The 20429-nt window shown below is 62.2% G+C and carries 17 protein-coding genes; 10 read left to right on the top strand and 7 right to left on the bottom strand.

Going from position 1 to position 20429, the window contains the following annotated elements:
- Positions 1-147 precede the first annotated feature (147 nt).
- Genes NHAM_RS03840 through NHAM_RS03795 form a run of 10 tightly spaced genes read left to right on the top strand, consistent with a single transcriptional unit; the run spans position 148 to position 8415 of the window.
- A complete protein-coding gene (locus NHAM_RS03840) occupies positions 148-1857 on the top strand; it encodes a GspE/PulE family protein (protein ID WP_011509326.1) in 1710 nt (569 codons plus the stop codon).
- Between the two features lie 10 nt (positions 1858-1867).
- Positions 1868-3079, top strand: a complete 1212-nt coding sequence (locus NHAM_RS03835) for a type II secretion system F family protein (RefSeq protein ID WP_011509325.1) — start codon at positions 1868-1870, stop codon at positions 3077-3079.
- 17 nt (positions 3080-3096) lie between these two features.
- The gene (gene gspG / locus NHAM_RS03830; RefSeq protein ID WP_011509324.1) at positions 3097-3591 is read left to right on the top strand and encodes a type II secretion system major pseudopilin GspG; all 495 of its coding nucleotides are present in this window, start codon (positions 3097-3099) and stop codon (positions 3589-3591) included.
- A 5-nt stretch (positions 3592-3596) separates the two neighbouring features.
- Positions 3597-4061 carry a prepilin-type N-terminal cleavage/methylation domain-containing protein gene (locus NHAM_RS03825; protein ID WP_041358697.1) on the top strand — a complete coding sequence of 155 codons (465 nt, stop codon included), beginning with the start codon at positions 3597-3599 and terminating at the stop codon, positions 4059-4061.
- Entirely contained in the window at positions 4033-4449 is a 417-nt protein-coding gene (locus tag NHAM_RS03820) for a prepilin-type N-terminal cleavage/methylation domain-containing protein (protein ID WP_011509322.1), read from the top strand. The genes NHAM_RS03825 and NHAM_RS03820 overlap by 29 nt, the downstream gene beginning before the upstream one ends.
- Entirely contained in the window at positions 4446-5183 is a 738-nt protein-coding gene (locus NHAM_RS03815) for a PulJ/GspJ family protein (RefSeq protein WP_011509321.1), read from the top strand. The genes NHAM_RS03820 and NHAM_RS03815 overlap by 4 nt, the downstream gene beginning before the upstream one ends.
- Positions 5180-6094, top strand: a complete 915-nt coding sequence (locus NHAM_RS03810; RefSeq protein WP_011509320.1) for a general secretion pathway protein GspK — start codon at positions 5180-5182, stop codon at positions 6092-6094. The genes NHAM_RS03815 and NHAM_RS03810 overlap by 4 nt, the downstream gene beginning before the upstream one ends.
- Before the next feature lie 25 nt (positions 6095-6119).
- Positions 6120-7178, top strand: coding sequence for a PilN domain-containing protein (locus NHAM_RS03805; RefSeq protein ID WP_011509319.1), 1059 nt, complete (start codon positions 6120-6122; stop codon positions 7176-7178).
- Complete coding sequence (gene gspM, locus NHAM_RS03800; protein WP_011509318.1) at positions 7175-7732, top strand: type II secretion system protein GspM; 558 nt, start codon at positions 7175-7177, stop codon at positions 7730-7732. Before NHAM_RS03805 ends, gspM begins: the two co-directional genes overlap by 4 nt.
- A complete protein-coding gene (locus tag NHAM_RS03795; RefSeq protein WP_011509317.1) occupies positions 7729-8415 on the top strand; it encodes a hypothetical protein in 687 nt (228 codons plus the stop codon). The genes gspM and NHAM_RS03795 overlap by 4 nt, the downstream gene beginning before the upstream one ends.
- Before the next feature lie 99 nt (positions 8416-8514).
- Here NHAM_RS03795 and NHAM_RS03790 read toward each other — a convergent pair whose 3' ends face one another.
- The 7 genes from NHAM_RS03790 to NHAM_RS03760 all read right to left on the bottom strand — a co-directional run bounded on the left by NHAM_RS03790 (position 8515) and on the right by NHAM_RS03760 (position 20376).
- Entirely contained in the window at positions 8515-8994 is a 480-nt protein-coding gene (locus tag NHAM_RS03790; RefSeq protein ID WP_011509316.1) for a prepilin peptidase, read from the bottom strand.
- Between the two features lie 5 nt (positions 8995-8999).
- Complete coding sequence (locus NHAM_RS03785; RefSeq protein WP_011509315.1) at positions 9000-9677, bottom strand: energy transducer TonB family protein; 678 nt, start codon at positions 9675-9677, stop codon at positions 9000-9002.
- A gap of 54 nt (positions 9678-9731) precedes the next feature.
- The gene (locus tag NHAM_RS03780; RefSeq protein ID WP_011509314.1) at positions 9732-10115 is read right to left on the bottom strand and encodes an ExbD/TolR family protein; all 384 of its coding nucleotides are present in this window, start codon (positions 10113-10115) and stop codon (positions 9732-9734) included.
- On the bottom strand, positions 10108-10536 hold the full coding sequence (gene exbB / locus NHAM_RS03775) for a TonB-system energizer ExbB (RefSeq protein WP_011509313.1): 429 nt from the start codon (positions 10534-10536) through the stop codon (positions 10108-10110). Before exbB ends, NHAM_RS03780 begins: the two co-directional genes overlap by 8 nt.
- Before the next feature lie 89 nt (positions 10537-10625).
- Entirely contained in the window at positions 10626-12353 is a 1728-nt protein-coding gene (locus NHAM_RS03770) for a ShlB/FhaC/HecB family hemolysin secretion/activation protein (protein ID WP_011509312.1), read from the bottom strand.
- A 279-nt stretch (positions 12354-12632) separates the two neighbouring features.
- A complete protein-coding gene (locus NHAM_RS03765; RefSeq protein ID WP_011509311.1) occupies positions 12633-13256 on the bottom strand; it encodes an invasion associated locus B family protein in 624 nt (207 codons plus the stop codon).
- A gap of 112 nt (positions 13257-13368) precedes the next feature.
- Positions 13369-20376, bottom strand: coding sequence for a filamentous hemagglutinin N-terminal domain-containing protein (locus NHAM_RS03760; protein WP_041357666.1), 7008 nt, complete (start codon positions 20374-20376; stop codon positions 13369-13371).
- Positions 20377-20429: the final 53 nt, after the last annotated feature.

Genomic DNA, 20429 nt, shown 5'->3' with positions numbered 1-20429 from the left:
TCGAACACTTGATACGATATATTCTTATAAATATAGCGTATGCACGTGAAGTTCTGCGAGTCAATTGTGAAGTTGCGAGACGATGATGAACAAGCTGCGGCCGCATCACGGTTGCTTTGCAACATCCTCACATTCCAGGAAGGGCGCATGATCGGTCCTCAGCCGCTGCAATTCGTTGAGCATCTGCGCCGGAGCGGCCGCCTGAAAGCGGCGGACGCGGAGCAGGTCACGTCTGTTGGTCCGGCACAAGACGGCACACTGCGTTCCGCACCGGGAGCGCCGCACGCCAAGCTTTGGGAAACGACCAATCTATCGCCAACCGAATTCGCCGATGAAGCGGCGAACTTCTTCGGTCATCCCCGCGCCAGCCTGCAGGAGATGCTCTCGGCAACGCCGCTGGTTTCGGCCTTCTCGCGGCGTTTCCTGCGCGAGACACTGGTGTTTCCTTACGAGGTGGCAACTCGCGGTATTCACCTCGCCGTCGCCGACCCGACCGATCTTGCGGCACGACGGGCGGCTGAGATCGTGCTCGGGCCGGATATTTCGATTACCCTCGCCTCGCCCGAGGACCTCGCCGTTGCGCTGGACCAGCGGCTCGTCGACGATAGTCCCGCCGCGCACGCGGACGCCGGCGGCGCGTCCGCGCTGCGCGAGGACGACGTCGAAAGCCTGCGCGACCTTGCAAGTGGCGCACCGGTGGTCCGGGCCGTCAACGACCTCCTGGAAAAGGCCGTGGAACTGCGGGCCAGCGATATCCATATCGAACCGTTTCAGAGCGGACTCGTGGTTCGCCTGCGGATCGACGGAATGCTTCGACCGATCACGCCGCCTGCCGGCGCGCTGCCGCAGGCCGTGATCTCGCGCATCAAGATCATCGCGAACCTCAACATTGCCGAACGGCGGCTGCCGCAGGACGGTGCGGCACGGCTGCGCGCCGGCCGCGCCGACATCGATATCCGCGTCGCCATCATGCCGACCCAGCACGGCGAATCCGCCGTCATCCGCATCCTGCCGAAGGATCGCGGACTGCTCGTGGTCGAGAATCTCGGTTTCGGGCAGGCCGACGAAACCAAGCTGCGGCGGCTGTTAAAGCTACCGCACGGCATGATCGTCATCACCGGACCGACCGGCAGCGGCAAGACCACGACGCTCGCAACCATCTTGTCGATCCTGAACGAACCGATACGGAAAATCCTCACCGTGGAAGACCCCGTCGAGTATGAAATCCCCGGCATCAACCAGTCGCAGATCAAGCCTGCGATCGGGCTGACCTTTGCGAGCGCGCTGCGATCCTTCGTACGCCAGGACCCCGACGTCATCATGGTCGGCGAGGTGCGCGATGCCGAGACCGCGCATGTCGCCGTGCACGCCGCGCTGACCGGCCATCTCGTACTCACCACCCTGCACACCGAGACTGCGGCCGCGGCGCTGCCGCGCCTGCTCGATCTCGGCATCCAGGGATACCTGTTGCGCTCCACCTTGCGCGCGGTGATCGCCCAGCGCCTGGTGCGCCAGCTCTGCGAACGCTGCAAGTCACAAAAAACCCTGATGGATGCCGACCTCACCGACGATCCGCGGCTTGTCACACTCGGTTTCCGGCCGGGCGAGACGGTGCATGTGCCTTGCGGATGCGAACGCTGCGGCAGCAGCGGCTATCGCGGCCGGCTCGGCGTGTTCGAGGTGCTCGAACTCGACCACACCTTGCGCGATCTGATCGGGGAGAAGACCGACGGGCTGGAGGTCGATCAGGCCGCAATCCGCGGCGGCATGACCACGATGCTCGATGACGGCATCGCCAAATGCCGCGCCGGATTGACGAGCCCGGCGGAAATCCTTCGCGTCACGACCGCGCGATGAGGACGAGGTGATGCCGAACTTCCGCTACCGCGCACTGACGCAGAATGGCGAGATCGTGCACGGCACGCTGTCGGCGCCGACCGCGGCGGAGGTGGCGACCAGGATCGAATATCTGCGCCTGCTGCCGATCGAGACGACCGAGGAAAAGCGTTCCGTCTCGGCCTCCAGCGGCTTTTCCCCATTCAGCCGGCCGAGCCCGGCGGAAGTGACGACCTTCACCCGCGACCTGGCGCTGCTCCTGAAAGCCAGCGCGCGGCTCGACGACGCACTCGAACTCTTGTCGAACGACGCCGACGTCGGGCGGCTGCGTCCCGTTGTCGGCAAGTTGCGCGCGGCATTGCTCGGCGGCGAGAGTTTTGCCGAGGCGGTCGCCGCGCATCCAATACTGTTTCCGCCGATGTATGTGGCTCTGGTGCGGGTCGGCGAAGTGTCCGGCACGCTGGACCAGGTGCTGGAGTTGTTGGGCGCCGAACGCGCCCGTGCCGAACAGATGCGTCGCAAGCTGACGGATGCGATGCAATATCCCCTATTCGTGCTGGTCGCCGCGGGCGGCGTCATGTTGTTCTTCATCCTGTTCGTGCTGCCGCAGTTCTCCGTGGTGCTGCAGGATTTCGGAGGAAAATCCGATTCCGCGCTTCGCGTATTCCTGCGACTTTCGGATTTCATGCGCGCCAACGCGACCGCGCTCCTGCTCGCGGCCGCCTGCCTGATCGGTGCGATCTGGTTTGCCTGGCGCCGGCCCGCGGTGAAAGCGGCCGGAATCGGCGCGGTGGCGCGGCTGCCCGGCATCGCCGGCATCTTCCAGTTCTACCGGACCAGCCTGTTCTGCCGCAATCTCGGCGTCCTGCTCGGCAGCGGCGTCAGCCTGACCACCGCCTTGCGCATCCTGATCGACATCATGGCGGTCGCCGGCAATGCCGAGGTCTGGACCGCTGCAGCCGAACGCGTGCGGCACGGCGGCAAGCTGTCCGAAGCGCTCTCGACCTCGAGCAGCCTTCCGCCGATGGCGGTGCGGATGCTGCGACTCGGCGAGGAAATCGGGCAACTGCCGGTGCTGGCCGGCCGGGTCGCCGAATTCTACGAGGCGAAGCTGCAGCGCAGCCTCGATCGCGTCGTCAGCATCATCGGACCGCTTGCGATCGTCGCCATCAGCACCGTCGTCGGCGGGCTGATCGTCTCCGTCATGACTGCACTGTTGTCGGTCACGCAACTTGTTGGATAGATGAAGGGATCATAACGATGCCGGGAGCAATCTTCTCCGGATTTTTCAACCGTTCGCGTGTCGCGACGGAAACCGCCTCGTACACCGAGCAGGGTTTTACCCTGGTCGAGATGCTGGTCGTCATCACCATCATCGGCCTGATCATGGGCCTGATCGGCCCGCGCGTGCTCAACTATCTGAGCGAGTCGAAGGTCAAGGCCGCGAAAATCCAGATGCAGAGCTTTTCCAGCGCGCTCGACCTGTTCAACCTCGACGCCGGCCGCTACCCCTCGGCCTCCGAGGGCCTCGCGGCGCTGGTTCGTCGGACGCCCGGGAACGAGGCCTGGAACGGGCCGTATCTGAAGGGCGGCAACGTTCCCAAAGATCCCTGGAACCATGATTATGTCTATAGCGCGCCAGCCGAGCACGGTGCCTACGACATTGTCTCCTACGGTTCCGACGGCCAGAACGGCGGCAGCGGCACCGCCGCCGACATCTCGCTCGACGCCTTGACGACCGCCAGGAACGAGTGACTCGCTTGAACGAGGCGCGTCAACACGGCTTTACGCTGATCGAGATGGTTTGCGTCATCGCGCTGATCGCGCTGATGGCTGCGGTGTTGCTGCCGTTCCTGCCGCAGCATACCTCGCGCGCGCGGCTGCAGGCCTATGCACTGGAAGCTGCGACCCTGCTGAAGGCCGACCGCAATGCCGCCGTCGGCCGTCGCGCCGACGTCGCGACGCTGGTCGACCCGCCCTCGCGCACCATCCGCTCCGGCGCGACGGCGCAGCGCCTGCGTATTCCCGACGACGTGCGCTTCGATGCGCTGCTGCCACAGACCTGCCGCCGCCATGCGGTGCTGTCGACCATCAGCTTCTTCGCCGACGGTATGTCGTGCGGCGGCACGATCGCGCTCGCCCGACTGGATACGACCTACGAAATCCGCGTCAACTGGCTGACCGCAAGGATTGAAATTGTCGACCGTTCGACACGCAGCAATTGACCGGCACGATGCCGGCTTCACGATCCTGGAGGTGCTGATCGCGCTCGCGATCGTCGCCGCCTCGATCGTTGCGATTGGAACGGTGATGGCCACCAACGTACGCGGCGTGCGCAAGCTGGAAGACCGCGTCGCCTTGATGCAGACCGCGCAGGCGGTGCTGGTGACTGCGATACCGCCGCGCAAGGATCTCGCGGAGGGAAGGCTTTCCGGTGAACTCCGCAACTATCGCTGGCAGGTCGATATCGGCCCGGTGGGCGGCGACTTTGCTGCCGAGAATGCCAAGATCCTCTGGATCCCAAAACTGCTGAAGGTCCGCGTCCGCTCGCCTTCCGGCGCCATGGTCGAGCTTGCGACCGTTCGCTTGATACGCAAGGCACCCGGCCAATGACGACTCGCGGCGGATCAGGCAGTGAAGCAGGTTTTACACTGATAGAGGCGCTGGTGGCACTCGCGCTGACCGGGCTATTGCTATCGGCACTCGCCACGCTGACGGCGCAATGGCTGCCGAACTGGAATCGTGGGCTCGACCGTATCCAGAACAACGAACTGGTCGCCATCGCCATGCAGCGGATCGCCGCCGACCTTTCCGCCGCCGAATATGTGCCGCCCGGCCGCGAACACAAAAAACCGTTGTTCGACGGCGCGGCCCTATCGGTAACCTTCGTGCGGACCGCTCTCGGGCCCAACGCCGGTATCGGGCTGGACATCGTGCGGATAGGCGAGACCACGGACCGCGGCCATCTGGTTACGATCCGAACCCGCGCGCCGTTCGTGCCCGTTCCACCTGGCGTCTCTCCATCGGAACAGATTCATGGGGGCGACCCGGTCTTGCTGCTCCGCGCACCGCTGCGCCTGTCCTTCGCCTATGCCGGACCGGATCGCATCTTCCGCGACGACTGGCACGACCAGGACAAGCTGCCAGCGGCGGTCATGCTCACCCTGCGCGAGGCCACCAGCGAGCGCGTGCTGTCGGTTTCGACGGTGACGCCGGTTCATATCGATGCGCCCGCCGGCAAAGGCGGCAGCGGCTCCGGTAATGCAAAAAACGATGGCAAGGACGACACCAAGAACGACAGGCATGACGGCGGCGTGCCGGATGCTCCGAAACAGGGCGGCTCATGATGAGGCAATCGCATGACGCGTCATCTTCAACCCGACAGGAATCCCGCCGCGGTTTCGTCATCGTCGCCGTGTTGTGGCTGCTCGCCGCGCTCGCGGCGCTGGTGACGATCTTCTCGGTCTATCTGTCGAACTCGGCCCGTGCATTAGCGCTCAACGATACTGGCCTCAAGGCCGAGGCGCTGGTCTCGGCAGGCATCGAACTGGCCGCCTACCGGCTCTTGCTCACGAACGAGCGCACGCGCCCGCCGCGCGGCTCCTTCCATGTCCGGCTCAGCGGCGCGAAGCTCGCGGTATCCTATGTCACGGAAGCGGCGCGGGTCGACCTCAACGCAGCGCCGAAAGAACTCTTGGCCGGCCTGTTGTCGGAGTTCGGCGCTAGCGAGGACGATGCGAAGACAACGGCCGACCGCATCGTGGCCTGGCGCACCCACGCCGCGCCCAACAGCGCGGGCAACGAAGACGCACTCTACCGTGCGGCCGGAAAATCCTATTCACCGCGCCAGGCGCCGTTCGCGCATGTCAATGAGCTCGCCCTCGTGCTCGGAATGACGCCCACTTTGGTCGAGCGCGCATTGCCCTTTGTCACCGTGTTCAACGGCACCGCCGGTGTCGATGTGCTGACGGCGCCACCGGAGGTGATCGCGGCATTGCCCGGCATGACGCCCCTTATCCTGAAGGATTTCCTGAACACCCGCGAGACGCTGCCGAACGATCCCGCCGCGATCACGGCGGCGCTGGGTGCGGCCGGCACGAAAGCTGCGGCGATGCAAAAGAGCAAGGCCTATCGCATCCTGATCCGCCTGCGTTTTCCCGACCGCCACGAGACCGCCTCGGAAGTGGTGATCTCGCTGCGCGGCAAGGAAGACCCCTATCAGGTGCTGTCGTGGCAGAGCGCGGCTGCACGCGGATGACAGACGGAGGGATGTTGGGCGCATAATGGCAGAAGCAAAGGAATTGTTCGCGTTCTGGATCGACGCCGTTGCCGCGGCGCTGCGCATGGCCGCCGCGCGCGCGATGCCGCAACGCCGCATTCCGCTCAAGCAAAGCGAGGCCGGCGATTTCACGGCGCGCGTCGTCTCGAAGAAGAAGGGCGCAGCGCTGCCGCAAGCCACGTTCCGACTCGGACAAGCGCCGGCTTTGACCGAAGAATGGCGCGCGGCGCTGCGCGGCAGCCGGCTTGAAATCCATATGCGAGCGGACCAGGTGTTGTTCCGCACCATCGATTTCCCGAAACAGGCGACGGATTTCCTCGATGGCATGGTTCGCGCCCAGATCGACCGCCTGACACCGTGGACAGCCGATAATGCGGTGTACGGCCTGACCGCGCCGGTGCCGGCGGCGAACGAGCGGGTCGCGTTGACACTCGCCGCGACATCCAGGCAGGCCATTCAGCCGCTCCTGGACCTTGCGACAGATCTCGGCGCAGCATCGGTCGAGGGGCTGATCGAGCCGCCGGACGCGGAGAACGCGGCTCGCCCGATCAGGATATTCGAGCAAAAACTGTCCGGCCCCGCGGGGCTTTCGACCGACATGCCGCGGCTGTTGCGGCTGACGTTGCTCGGCGCCGGCGTGACGACGGCCGTGATGCTCGCCGTCTCCACCTATCTCGGCGGCGCGTATGACGACCAGCGGCAGGAATTGCAGCAGCGCGTCAGTCAACGCCGTGCAGCGCTCCACATCGACCGGCCCGGTAGCTCAGCGACGACCTTGCTTGCCAAGCGCAAGCAAACCTCGCCTTCCAGCGTCATGGTGCTGGAGGCGATCTCGCGGGTACTGCCGGACACCACCTATGTCACAGAATTGCGGATCGACACCGACAAGATGCAGATCGTCGGCCTGACCCGGAACGCACCATCGCTGATACGTCTCCTGGAGCAGTCGCCGCAATTTTCTCGCGCCACGTTCTTCGCCCCGACCACGCGCGACCAGAACGATCCAGGCGAACGCTTCCATATCGAGGCGCATGTCATACCCTATTTCGGGACCGGATCATGAACCTCTCTTCAACATTGCGAAAGCTAACGACCGCGCCGCTGCCGGCAGCCATGATCTATTTCGGGCTTCTGGTCTTGTTGTTGTTCACCATCGCAAGTTCGATATCCGATCTGTTCGGCAAACGCGCCGACGTGGCGGCCGTGCAAGCCATGCTCGATCAGTTCGAGGGCCGACGGCCGGTAGCGGCGAAGGCCGGATTTGCGGGCGCCGCGCCCTCCGGTTCGCCCTTCCTGGAAGGCGCGACCGTGACGGTCGCGGGCGCAGCACTTCTGCAGCGCGTCTCCGCCGCCGTCACCAAATTCGGCGGTAACGTGCTGTCGTCGCAAGTCGACCTGCACGGTTCGCAATCGAAGGTCGGGTTTCTCACGATCATCGCAAGCTGCGATATCGAGCAGACCGGCCTGCAACAACTGCTCTACGATATCGAGGCCGGCATGCCGTTCCTGTTCGTCGATCAACTGGTCGTGCAGACACCCACGGGTTTCGCCGCTTCCGGCGAGGGCAAGCTACGCATCCTGCTCACGGTATCTGGACAATGGCGGGGCGCGGCATGAGACATCGATCGTTGCGCGAGATTCCGGTGAAACTGACGCTGCTCGTACTAGTGCTTGGTATCCCGGCTTCGACCCTCGCGCTGCCGACCAATGCCGACGACATCGATTTGGATGCGCCGCGCCGCGCTGGCGGACCTTCGGCGCCCTCGCTCTGGGATCAGCCCGCCCCGCCACCCCCGAACCCGGTGAGGCCGCCGGCACAAGCCCCGCAACAGACGATCAAGCACACGCCGAGCGCCAATCCACTGTGGGCTATCCCGCTCGCGAAGCTGTCGAACACGCGCGCGCGGCCGATCTTCTCAGCGTCGCGACGACCGCCTCCGGCTGCCGTCGCACTCGTGCCCGCCGCGACAGCGCCGCCTCCTCCACCACGGGTCGAGCGCCCGGAATTGTCGCTGGTCGGCACCGTGGTCGGCGATGACATGAGGTTCGGGGTTTTCATTGACCCTGCCACGCGAGCGACCCTGCGCCTTAAAATCGGCGACGATTTTCAGGGCTGGAAGCTGCATTCGGTGCAGGGCCGCGAGGTGACACTGACGCATGACGGTCAGACGGCGATCCTGAGCCTGCCGCAACCGGGCACACCCAAGGCGACCGGGCCGTCACGCAGAAGCGCCGATAACGCGGACACCCGAGACCACACCGACAACCACCCGCCGCCCCGACGGAAGGGCGGACGCTAACCCGCGATGACGACTCAACTTGAAGCCATCGCGCTTTCGCCTTTTGATTGGGCATTGTCTTTCGGAAAGCCGGCGTCCACTTTTACGGATCATGCCCAGCTAGTCGATCAAACCACGCTGCTGCAGCACGATCGCCGCGAGCAGGCCGAGCGCGAGAAACGGACCGAACGGCAACGCCGTTTGCCGCGTCACCGTCCGCTTCGAAAGCTGCATGAGCCCGGCCGCCGCGAGCGCGGTGACCGAAGCGATAAGAAGCTGCGTCGGTACGCCGGCAACGCCGATCCAGACGGCGGAAGCTGCGAGCAACTTGACGTCACCGAGCCCAAGTCCTTGAAGCTTGCGCCACTTGAAATAAAGCCAACGCAATAGCCAGACGACGGCGCCGATGACGACGCCCTCGCAAAGCCGAGCACCCGCAGGCTCCCACCCCGCGAGCGCCGCCATCCGCACCACACCGGTCGCAGCCACCAGCAGATTGAGCCGGTCGGGAATGATGCCGTCGCGCAGGTCGATCCATGCGAGCCAGACGCACGCGAGGCCGAGCACGCTCAGAGACGCCGTCGTCAAGGGATCTGGCAAGCTTTTTACCGCCGGCGCTTGAAGTCCACGACGATGGCGACGTTCAATTCTTCAGGCGGCGGGTGGAACGGCGCGCAGGCACGAATTGTCTGCAACGCACTTGCATCCAGCTTCGGCTGGCCGCTGCTCACCGCGATCGCCAGGGTGCCGGGCTTGACCTGCCCGTCGGGAGTAAGCGTGAAGGACACCGTCGCATTGCCTTTGCGGCCTTCATTCGGATAGACCAGATGGGCCTGCACTTTCTTGGTCAGGCGCTTGACGTATTTGCGCAGGTGATCCGCCTCGAGATCCTGCTCGGCTTTAAGAACCTGCGCCTTCTGCTGCTCGTCGGGATCCTGCACCTGACGCGCCTGCGGAGGCGGGACCGGCTGCTGCGGCGGCGAGGAGACCTGCGGCTGGGGCTCCGGCGGCCTGGCGCCGTCATCCTCCTGCGGCTCGGGCGGCGGCGCCTCCTGCGGTGGCGGCGCCGGTTGTGGCTGCTGCTGCGGCTGATCGGGCTGCTGCGCCACTTTTTCCTCGGCCTGCGTATCGGACACCATGCCCTGCAACTCGACAACGAGCACCTCGGCGTCGTCGGGCGGCGGCGCCAGATTGTGCACGACAAACGGCAGCGCCAGCGCCGAATGCAGCGCCAGCGAGGCGGCCATGCCATGCCAGATCGTGAACTTCAGCGCCCGGTCCATGATCTCCCTCGCAACGCACGATGACCAACGCTGCAACGACCGCCGATTATCATGTCACTTTGCCGCGTTCCGGGTCTGCACCGCGACCTTGGTGAACTTGAGCTGCTTGAGCACGTCGGTGACGTCGACGAACTGCTGGAACTGGATCGCGCGATCGGCGCGGATCAGGAACGAAGTCTCCGGCGGCAGGCCCCCCGCCTTCTCGGCCAGCGTGTCCTTCGTGACCTGCTCGCCGTCAAAATAGATCGCGCCGCCGAGGGTCAGATCGATGGTCTTGTTCTTCTGTTGGCCGGTCTCGGCATGGGTGGTCTGCGGCAACGAGACCGGAATGCGCCCCGTGGCGATGAAGTTCGCCGTGGTCAGCACCACCGTGAACAGCACCAGCATGATGTCGACGAAGGGGATGACGTTGAGCGCTGAAATGGGCTCCTCATCCACGGGCGATCTCCCATCGAAGCATCAGCACCTTGACCTTGCGCAGCAACGCGTTGTAGATCGCCACCGAGATCAGGGCCACGACCAGGCCGACGGCCGTCGCCTTCAGCGCGAGCGCGAGCCCCAGCATGATCTTGGTTACATCCGCCGCAGCGTCGAGGCTCATGTTGTAGAATGTCAGCATGATGCCGAGCACCGTCCCCAGCAAACCGATATAGGGCGCGTTGGAGGCGACCGAGGCGACGACGAGCAGCCGCTTGGTCAATTCCAGCTCAAGCGCTTTGATGTTGGTAAAACCGGCTGTATCGATGGAGCGATAAAAGAACATCCGTTCAAGGCCGATAGCGACGACGATGACGCTGAGCAAAACAAGAAGTCCGATGACGCCAAAATCAACAGCATCAGAGAGCCACTCAAATTGCATGATCGATCTCTTCCCGTCTTTCGAAGCTCTTCCGACAGGGCATCAGCCCCCTCGCCTTTGCACCAACACCCGTTCCCGAAGGCGGAAACTCAGAAAGTCGCCCCGATCTGCACCAGCCCCTTGGTCCCGCGATCATAGCTCTTGGCGCCGTCGTTGGAGCCATAACTGTGAGCGACCATGGCCTTGAGCAGCAAAGCACGGCCGGGGAGATATTCGTAGGTCGCGTAATAACCGAGGCCGACATCGTTGATCTGCGTGTAAGCCTTCTGCAAAGTGGTGTAGGCGGCGTTTTCGATCCATGCCGCACCTACATCGGTGAACACGCCGATGGAATGACGATAATTACGGATGTCCGGCAGCGCGTATTTCAGTTCCGGCGTGATGATGAAGCCGCTGTCGCCGGCAAGGCCTTCGTCGAACGATCGCACGCCCCAGATACCGGTCAGGCTGAGTTGCTCGCTGGTGTCGAGATTGCCCGACAGCGATTTCTGCGCCCTGATATCGGCGGACAGCGACAGCCTGTCGGTCAACGCCAGGATCGAATTGAACGTCAGATTGACCTTCTGATAATCGCCGACCGTATTCGCGCCCGCGATGTTGATCGCTTTCTGGACGGGATCCGGAAATGCGAGATAACCGCCGGTGAAGGAAAACGTGGTGCTTGTCGTAACCGGATGACCGAGAATCGCGCCGAGCGTGGCGCGCGTCACCCCGACGGCGCCGAGATCCATGCTCCTGTTGGCGATCGAGGTGCCGAGAACAGTGTCGTTCAGTGCTTTGTGGGTGTAGCCGCCGAAAATATAGATGCTGTCCTCGCGCGTCCGTCTCAAGGCATACGTCAACGTCGCGCTGCCGCCGTCGGCGGTGCCGGTCGCATTCAGATCGTTATAGATGCCGCCGAGCGTATAGGTGGTGCGGAACGCCGCAACCTCGGCCCGCAGGCCGGTATATCCGATCGGAAGCGAGTAGGCGATGCGGCCGTTCACAAGATGGGTGTCCTCCGAAACAATGCCGAAGGCGGACAACCGGTCGCCGATACCAAGCGGAGAATTCAGGTTGAGGCCGCCGCTCAGCCGGTTGCGCCCGGTATAGGGTGAGCCGAAGTTGTCTCCCAGCAGGTAGCCGTCGACACGCCGCGTCGCCGGCACCTTGAACACGAAGTCCGACGTCTCCGGCTGTCGCCCCGAGCTCACCGCCACCCGCGGCATCCCCGCCCCCGGCAGATCGGAGATCAGAAGCATCGTGCTCTCGAGCTGGTCCTTGTGGATCAGCGCCGCGCCGGCCAGCGCATGATCGATCACGCCGTGCAGATAGGCGTCACGCACCAGCGAGTTGTTCTGAAGCGCGATGGCGCCGTATCTGCCGGGGACGACCTTGATCTTCAGCGTGCCCCGGGTGGCGTTTTGCGCCGGCACATAGGCTTTGGCCAGCAGGTAACCCCTGTCGCGATACAGCGTGGTGATCCTGTCGGCCGCTTCATAGATTTGCGCCAGCGTGAGCTTGCGGTTCTCGTAAGGCGCGACGATGTCGCGGATCTCGGCCTCGCTGACCAGCTCGGCACCTTCGACCTTGAAATGGCGGACCAGCAGCGTCGACTTGTCCTTGAGCGTGAACGGCGGCTCGACCAGCCGCGGCAGCACCGGCACCGCCGCCTCGCGCGACTGCGGCGCCGCCTGGCGCGCTTCGTCGGCCTGCCGCACCGCGTCGCCGATATTGTATTGCGGAACCACCGGCGGCGTTTGCGCCAGCACAGGTAGCGCCGTCACGAGCAAGGCGCCAGCGGCCGCACCGGAGGTGAGGAATGCGTTGAGCTTCATGGAGTGCGAGACCTTTGAAACCGGTTGAGTATCATTGCGGCAGCTGAGCCGGCGCGCCCTGCTTCGGAGCGCCGTTTTTCAAAATTGAAACGCTCATCAGCCTCGCAACCACACGAATTTACAGAGCTCCCAACAAGACCAAACATACAAGCTCCACTTCGATGGCGTCTCAAGACAATGTATTTATACAAATATAACGCGTAGAAAGCCGACAAGCGAGAGTCAAGTCCCGCACATCGTGCGGCTATTTTAATTGTCGTGCCTGTTGCGGTTCTGCGCCTATTGAACCTGTTCTTCGCGTGCAGCCAGCGCCGCCGGTAATCCGTTGAACGACACGGGCAGTTTCACCTGCTGATGCGCACCGTCTTCGAACTCCAGACGTCCCGGCTCAGCCTTGATCCTGCCCTTCAATATCTGGATGGTGTCCGGCTTGATCTCAGCCTCAGCCATGCAGGTTTGAAGGCAGCGCGTGAATGTCGCGGTAAGCGGCGGCGTTTTGTCGTCAACGACAAGGCGAATCCCGGCTGGCAGATACACGCCCGGCGGGACCTGCACGATCAGCTTCATGGGATCAGGCTTGCCTACTCGTCCGAAAACCACCTCCGCAATGGCGTTCTGCTGCTGTTGCTGATTGCGCGTCGCTATCGTCTGCACCACCTCACACACTTTGGGCGCCGGCGATTTGGTTTCGCAGCGCACGACCCAATCTTCAAACGTCGAGGTCGAGGTCGATGCTTGCGGATTGTTGCCGGTCCCCTTGGCCGGTGTTGCCGGCGCAGCTACTCCGGGAGTTATCGTCTGTGCCAAGGCGCAAACGACCGACAGCAGGATCGCTGTCAAACCGCCTCGATATATATGTCTGCACATAATGTAACGCTCATTTTGAGAACCAAGGCGACGCATGACCATCCTCTGTTAGGGCCAGACCTACGGCAGCTCGGGAGCAACTCCCGAATGCAATTTCGCGCGCTTCATGTGCTTCATGGACGCGAAGCTCATTGACACAGGCGCGGCATCATTGAGGCGCCTGAGCCGGCGCGCCCTGCTTCGGAGCGCCGTTCTCCAGATTGAAACGCTGACCGTTGACGTCGATCGAGCGGATGGTGGCGCCGAGGCCTCCGCCGGTTCCGCCCCCCGCGTGGCCGCGGCGGTTGGTCTGCGCGGTGCGGCGGCGCTCGCGCTCGCGCTTGCGCCGATCATCATCGGCTTTCGCCTTGTCATCGACGGCCTTGAGTTCGTTGTCGATCGTCTCGATCTTCGCGGTCTTGACGGCCGACGCGCCGGCCTCCGACATCGCGGGATCTGGCGGCGTCACAGATGACATCTGCACACCGTTTGTGACCGCGTTCGCCGTGCGGCCTCCCTGCTGGATCAGAGCCTGGCGGGCAGCAGCAGCCTGCGTCGCGGCAGCCTGCGCAGCAGCAGCTTCGGCGGCGGCCTGCGCTGCGGCTTGAGCCGCCGCCTGCGCCGCCGCCTGACCCGCTGCAACCTGGCCAGGCGAAGTGCCCGTGATCGCGGCTGTATTAGGAGCGACCGCCGTTCCGGATGTCACCATCCCCGCTGCCACCATTTGCGCGGTGGTCATACCCGTAACGGATTCCAGGTTGCTGTTGCCAGTCGAAAATTGTGCATTTCCCAAGGCGCCGTTAACTGTCGTGGGACCGAAAACGGCTGTGCTATAGTGGACATCCGCACCAAAGGTGAGACCTGTACCCTGGGCGATGAATGCGCCATTCAACGCTCCAAGGCCTGGAGCTATCAGGCTTGTAACGGGGCCGGAGGAATAGCTCTTGAAAATAGTCCCAGTGTTATAGAGTCCGGCAAATCCACCTACACCATTATAGCCGGTCACCGCGCCGGTTGAGTACGACTCCGAGATATCTACATTTTGCAGCCAACCGGCAAACCCGCCGACATTGAAGGCTTCTGGTGCATAAACCGCCCCGGTGGCAAAAGAGTGGGTAATCGAGCTATGAACTGAGGTTCCAACGAGCTGGCCGACCAAACCTCCAACAGCCGTAAAAATCTGTTGGCTTGGTATGTTTCCACCCAGATCCAACGTGACATTGCCTAGCGCAAACGCCTTGTCGATCTGGATAACCCCTGTCCCCAAAGCAGTCCCCGAACCGATCAGACCGCCGAGGAATCCGCTGGGAGTGCTAGCGTTATGCGCGACAACATCGCCCGTCGCATAAACGTTGTCGAAAGTGGCGCCGTTTGTACCGTCGACCTGACCAACAAGACCGCCAAGCACTCCACCGTTCGTGACCGCGCCGGTGGCAAAGGAATTGGTGACACTGACACTGACACCGTTATTACCCGTCGCTGTCGCACCGATCAGACCTCCTGATACTCCTAGAGAACCATTCGGCTTTTTGACCGCTCCGGTGGCATAGCTGTAGCTTAGGGAGCTCTCCGAGATGTCGGCGATCAGCCCGCCGCATTCGGCGCTCCCGCACGTCACGTCACCTTTCGCATCGGCTTTGGATATCGTGACCTTACCTGTGGCAGACCCGAGCAGGCCTGCACCTATTCCATCGGAAACCAGCAAGACATTTGTCGAGACATGATCGATAGCGGCCTGATTGGCCCAACCAATCATTCCCGCCGCCGTTGCCCGGTGTCCCGAAAGAACCGTCACCCCACCGGTGACGTAAGCACCCCTTACGGTCGCCATGTCAGTCGGGGAGCCGTTTCCGCCTGGCAAATTTCCGATCTGGCCTACCAGAGCGCCCAAATAGGGAGCGAGGCCAAAATTAGGTGCATCGAAGTAGGAGTCGGGAAGAGAGATCGTAGCGCTGACATTGGTCAGGCCGAGATCTCTGATCATCCCATTCCTGCCCAGGGTTCCGATGAGCCCGCCCGTATACTGTGTGCTCGTCTCGCCTTGAATTTTCAAACCGTCGATCTTGTGGCCGAGACCTGCCAGAGCACCGTAGAAGCTACCGACAACAAAACCGGAGCTTCCTGAAACAGGTTGAGAGGGGAGCGCAGGCGGCACGCCGGCAACCGTCGTCGTATAAGTTGTCCCGCTCGCGTCAAGATCGCCAGCGAGCGCATAGTGCGTCGATGAACCATTAATGGCAGCGAGATCCGCCATGTTGTGGATGAGCGTGTAGGCCTGCCCGTTGACGGTGAGGCCAGCGTTATTTCCCGACAGGGTGATGGAGCCATAAATGGCACCGGCCGGCGCTATCTGCGCGACGGGAAGGCCGTCCGCATTCAGCACCGCTCCTGCATAGCTCGTCGGCGTCCAGAGAGTGTAATCGGTGCCGTAGTTCATCGCCAGCGCTGCATTTGCGCCGGTCGCGGTCACCGGCGCATTGATGTTGACGGCTCCTGAGGCCGCCAACGTCAGCCGCGTATTTGCAGACCAGTTTATCGCGGCGTTGATCGTGACATCGCCAGAAAGCGCATTGAGGCTGAAGTTGCGCAGACCGAGCTGTGTCGCGACGAAAGCCGGCGCGAGGTCGACGCCACCGACGCTGATCGCGTTCTGAGACCATGACCACGTGCCGCCGCCGATAGTATCAAGCGAGAGGCCGGAGATCGTCATGCTGCGACCGGCTGTCTCCAGCACCCCGTTGGTCACGACGATCGTGCCGCTCGCCGTGGCCGTCGCCGCCGCGCCGTTCAACGTGTAGCTATCAAGAGCGGGGCCCGCGCCGTTAAGCACAAGATTCGCATCTGTCACAGAGGCAAGGATGACCTTGCCATTCGTGGCCGTGATGCGGCCTGTGTTGCCGACGTTGCTGGCGCCCAGCAAAGCGACGAAGCTGCCATTACCGACCGAGATATTCCCGGCGGCCGCAACCGGCCCGATACTGCCACCGGGGCTGCTGAAACTGTAATTGCCCGCGCTGAAGTCGCTATTGGTGATCGCAAGGGTACTTGCGACGAGGCCGCCGACGTTAACCTGCGAGCCCGCGTTGAAAATAACGCCGGCCGAATTGACGATGAACACCCGGCCGTTGGCATTGAGCGCGCCGCTGATAATGCTCTGATCGCTGCCGGTGACGCGATTGAGAATGACGGCGGTGGACGACGGCTGATTGAAAGTCACCGTCTCGCCAGAGGCGATCGAGAATCGAAACCAGTCGATGATCGCCCGATCAGTGGTCTGGGTGATGGTAGCCGTCAAGCCTGTGTCGACGACCGTGACCGTACCCGGTTTAGATGAGACCACCCGGCTGGCGGAACTGACCAGCACAGAACCGCACGCGCCAAGATTGCACACGCCATTGAGCACGTAATTTCCATTAGTCGGATGGAGGCCAGTCGTGCTTGTGATGTCTTGAAGTCCCGGGCTCGCAGAGGCAATCGTCGCCGTGCCGAGGAACGTAATGCTATCGCCAGCGGCCAGATTGGTCGCAACCAGATTGGCCCCGGCCACCGTCGTCGTGTTGTCCTCCAATTTGGCGCCGGACAGAATCAGCACACGGGGACTAATTTCCGCGGTGGAGGGAACAGTCCCGCTTGTCGCAGAAAGCGTGTAGTTGACAGCGCTCGCGTTCGTCAGGACAAGGCCGCTGACGTTAACGCTCTTGTTGGTCCCGGCGTTGGCATTGGCAAAATTCGCAATTCCGGCGGCCGTTATCGTGTCGCCGGCCACCAAGCCACTCCATCCTAAAGACACGAGTGAGGCTGCGGTGGTGCCGTCGTAGACCTTGTTATCGACAGTTGCTTGCGAGACGGTCAGCGTCCGGGCCGTGATCGAGGCCTTCGGCACGCTGCCTGCCGTGATGATGTAGTTGCTGGCCTTCGTGCCAGCGCCCGCAGCGGCGTCATAAGTCAGTGTGATGGTCTTGTTGGCTCCCACATTCTTGTCGAGGAACGTGCCGGTCAGATTGCTGATGGTGAGCGACTGGCCTGCCACGAACCCCGTCAGCGTCATGGCGCCGCTCGATAGGTTCGTAACTGCCGCCGTCCCGTCATACGTCTTGTCCGCGGCCGTAATCGTCGTGCCTATCGAGAGCGACCTGGGATTAATTTGAACTACGCCGCGAATGACCTTGTAAGCCGAGGTTGTAGAAAACAACACATCCGATGTCAGCCGGTAGCCAGCGTCGACATACCCGTCTGAGAGAGTAACGCCAAAAAAGACGTTGTCTCGGAAGTTGTCTGTTCCGCCGAACGCCCCTTGTATGCCAACGGCTTGTGCCGCAAGCGTACTGGGTGAGGTCACCGCGCCATACGACTTATTAGTAGCGCCGGCATATAGCGGGAGGTTAGAGAGAACCGGAATGCCCGTAGACGAGGCTCCCCAAATCGTGGGATCGAAGCCGACATAATTTGCGAAAGTCGTGGCGGCTGCTGCCGCGGCGGACTGGTCTGCGCCGGAGAACTTGGTTGCGCCGGAATTGTCAGTGACAGCAAAGTTGGTTACGCCATCGGCATACCAATAGGAGTTTAAAACGCTGCCCGTGTTGGAGGCAACAAAACCGGACCGAGGCGCCGTGCTGCCCGCATAAGTGGTTGCATAAGCATATTTGATGCTGCCCGCGTTAGTGTAAGCAAAGCCTGCGCTCCAATTGGCTGCAGCATTAGTGCTCGTATAATAAAGATCGGCATAGGAATTGGTTATCGCGCCGGTTGAAGCGTTGTTGCCGACGAAACCCGCAAGTTCGTCGCCATAGCTATACGTCGTGGCCGAAGTGCTCACCATACGCGTATAGGATTGATCGATCGTTCCTGTGTTCGTCCCGACGAAGCCACCGACCGCCGCCGTGGTGGCGATGGACGACTCGAGGCGCATTATCATCGAGCTAAAAGACGTGGAAGTCGTATTGTTGTTGATGCCGACCAAGCCGCCGACATCGGTAACAGTGCCGGCGCTTCCCGCTATGATGTAACTTAGCGTACCTCCCTGCGCAAAGCTCTCTGTGATCTCGCCATTGTTGACGCCAACCAAACCGCCGGCAACGTGCCCGGCGGTTAAGCCAAGGTTGGCGACATAGCTGTTGGAGATCAAACCATCTTTGGCGACGGGATCGCCGTTGATGCCGACTAATCCTCCGACCTTGTCGATCGCAGCAACCCCGCCGACCGTTGCATTATTGATCGTTACATAATTCGCGAAACTATTGACAATCTGACCTCGGTTGACATTGGCCAGGACGCCGACAGCATCGGCGACGCCGTTACTGGCAGGCACGTTCACCGTGGCCGGAACGGAGCCAGTTCCTCCGATCGCAACATTGGCTACTGACGCGCCCGCGCCGATCGTGCCAAATAATCCGGTTCCGGTTAATGTGGATGCGGTAATCCTGTGACCAAATCCATTGAAGCTTCCGGTAAAATCCGCGGAAGAGCCAATACCCTCGTTCCAGTTGATATCCGTGATGTCGAAATTGGCGCCAACCACATAGTGACCTGACAGATTATTTTTAACAGCATTCAGGCCTGCCGTGTCGGTAATGACCGTATAGGTGTCATCATTCAGCTTGACGGAATTCGTGCTGCCAAGCGTGATCGACCCGCCAAAAGTCCCGTTCGCAAGGCCAAGAGATGTGTAGAGGCCATAAGCGGAGCCATTGTCATTTTTGCCGGCGGTCAACGTAGCCAATGCCGAGCCGTCGACGAGATTGATGTCGTGGCCGTAATGCGCGACCAGACTTGGTGTGGTGAAAGCGCAAACCGTGGGCGCGCAGGCCGTCACTGCCGCGTTGACGAAGATGTTTTTCCCCGCATTCAACGTCAGCGTTCCCGACCAGGTCATCGGCGCATTGATGTTGATATTGTTGGCAGCACCGAGCGTCAACGAATTGCCCGAAGTCCACGTGAGCGGAGCCTCGACATCAATATCGCCACTTTCGCTGCCACTCGCTGAGGTGACAATAGTGACATTGTTGTCAGTGAGCCTCGCTAACAACGTATTCACGCCGATACCGCTCGTGGTTTGAGCGCCGCTGCCATAAACAATATGGAAATCCGTCGGGTCGACCAGCCATGTGCCGGTTTTGCCATAGACGGAGTTGGTGGTGATCACCGCATCGTCCGCGATCTTGACGTGATCGCCGCTCGTCTCGATGAAGCCGCCGTCGCCGCCTTTTGGAGCGGAGGCGTCGAGCTTGCCGGAGACCTTGGCGGTGCCGCCCTGCGCCAGCAGCTTGATCTTGCCGAGCTTCACGGTGCCGCCGTTGGAGCCCCCCTTCAGCGCCGCCATGGTGCGGGCCTGGATGATGCCGGAATTGTTGACCTGCGCCGACAAGACCTGATCGGCCGCCTTCGCCGTCATGATCACCTGCCCGCCATTGGCGATGATCGCGCGCTTGTTCTGCACCAGCGCGTTCAGCGTGCCCTTGTCGATCGTCACATCCAGCAGCGAATCGCCGCCGAAGTTCAATGTGATCTTGTCGCCGGCCGCCATCGCCACCGTGCCGAGCTTGGCCGCGATCATGCCCTCGTTCGACACCGTCTTGCCGAGCAGCGCCACATAACCCCCGCCATGCGTGCGGATGCGGCCCTGGTTGACGACCGACGCATTCGATGTGCCCGAGAATTTGTAGTTCCCGGCCATGAAGTCATTGTTGGAGATATCCAGCGTCGAGGCGACGAGGCCGCCGACATTGACTTGCGCGCCCTGGCCGAACAGCACGCCATTTGAATTGACGATGAAGACCTGACCGTTGGCGTTGATGGCGCCATTGATGACGCTGCTCTCGTTGCCGATGACGCGGTTGAGGGTTGCAGCCGAACTGTTCGGCTGGTTGAAATTGACGGTGTTCTGCGCGCCGACCGAGAAGCCCTGCCAGTTGATGACGGCTTTCTGCGAGGATTGGTTGATGTTGGTGACCGTGCCCGCCTGCGCGATGCCGGCCGAGCCCGCGACAACGGAACCGCCAGTCGGGCTCTGCGCCGACGCCGCATGTGGCAATACCATCACGGCGCAAACCGCCGTCGTGACCAATAGGGATGTCCTAAAGAACCTGAGCGAGAACGGAGAAGGCAGGCGCTTCACGTATAACTGAGCCGCGGCACAATCATGCGCGCGCATCGAGTCCGCAGCGATATCAAACATCATAAGCCCCCTGCCTCGCTTCCGCGACTCGAACCCCATCAGCCCCTGAACCACTG

The sequence above is a fragment of the Nitrobacter hamburgensis X14 genome (assembly GCF_000013885.1).
In the GTDB taxonomy this organism is placed as follows: Bacteria; Pseudomonadota; Alphaproteobacteria; order Rhizobiales; family Xanthobacteraceae; genus Nitrobacter; species Nitrobacter hamburgensis.
This window is presented reverse-complemented; position numbering and strand designations above follow the sequence as displayed.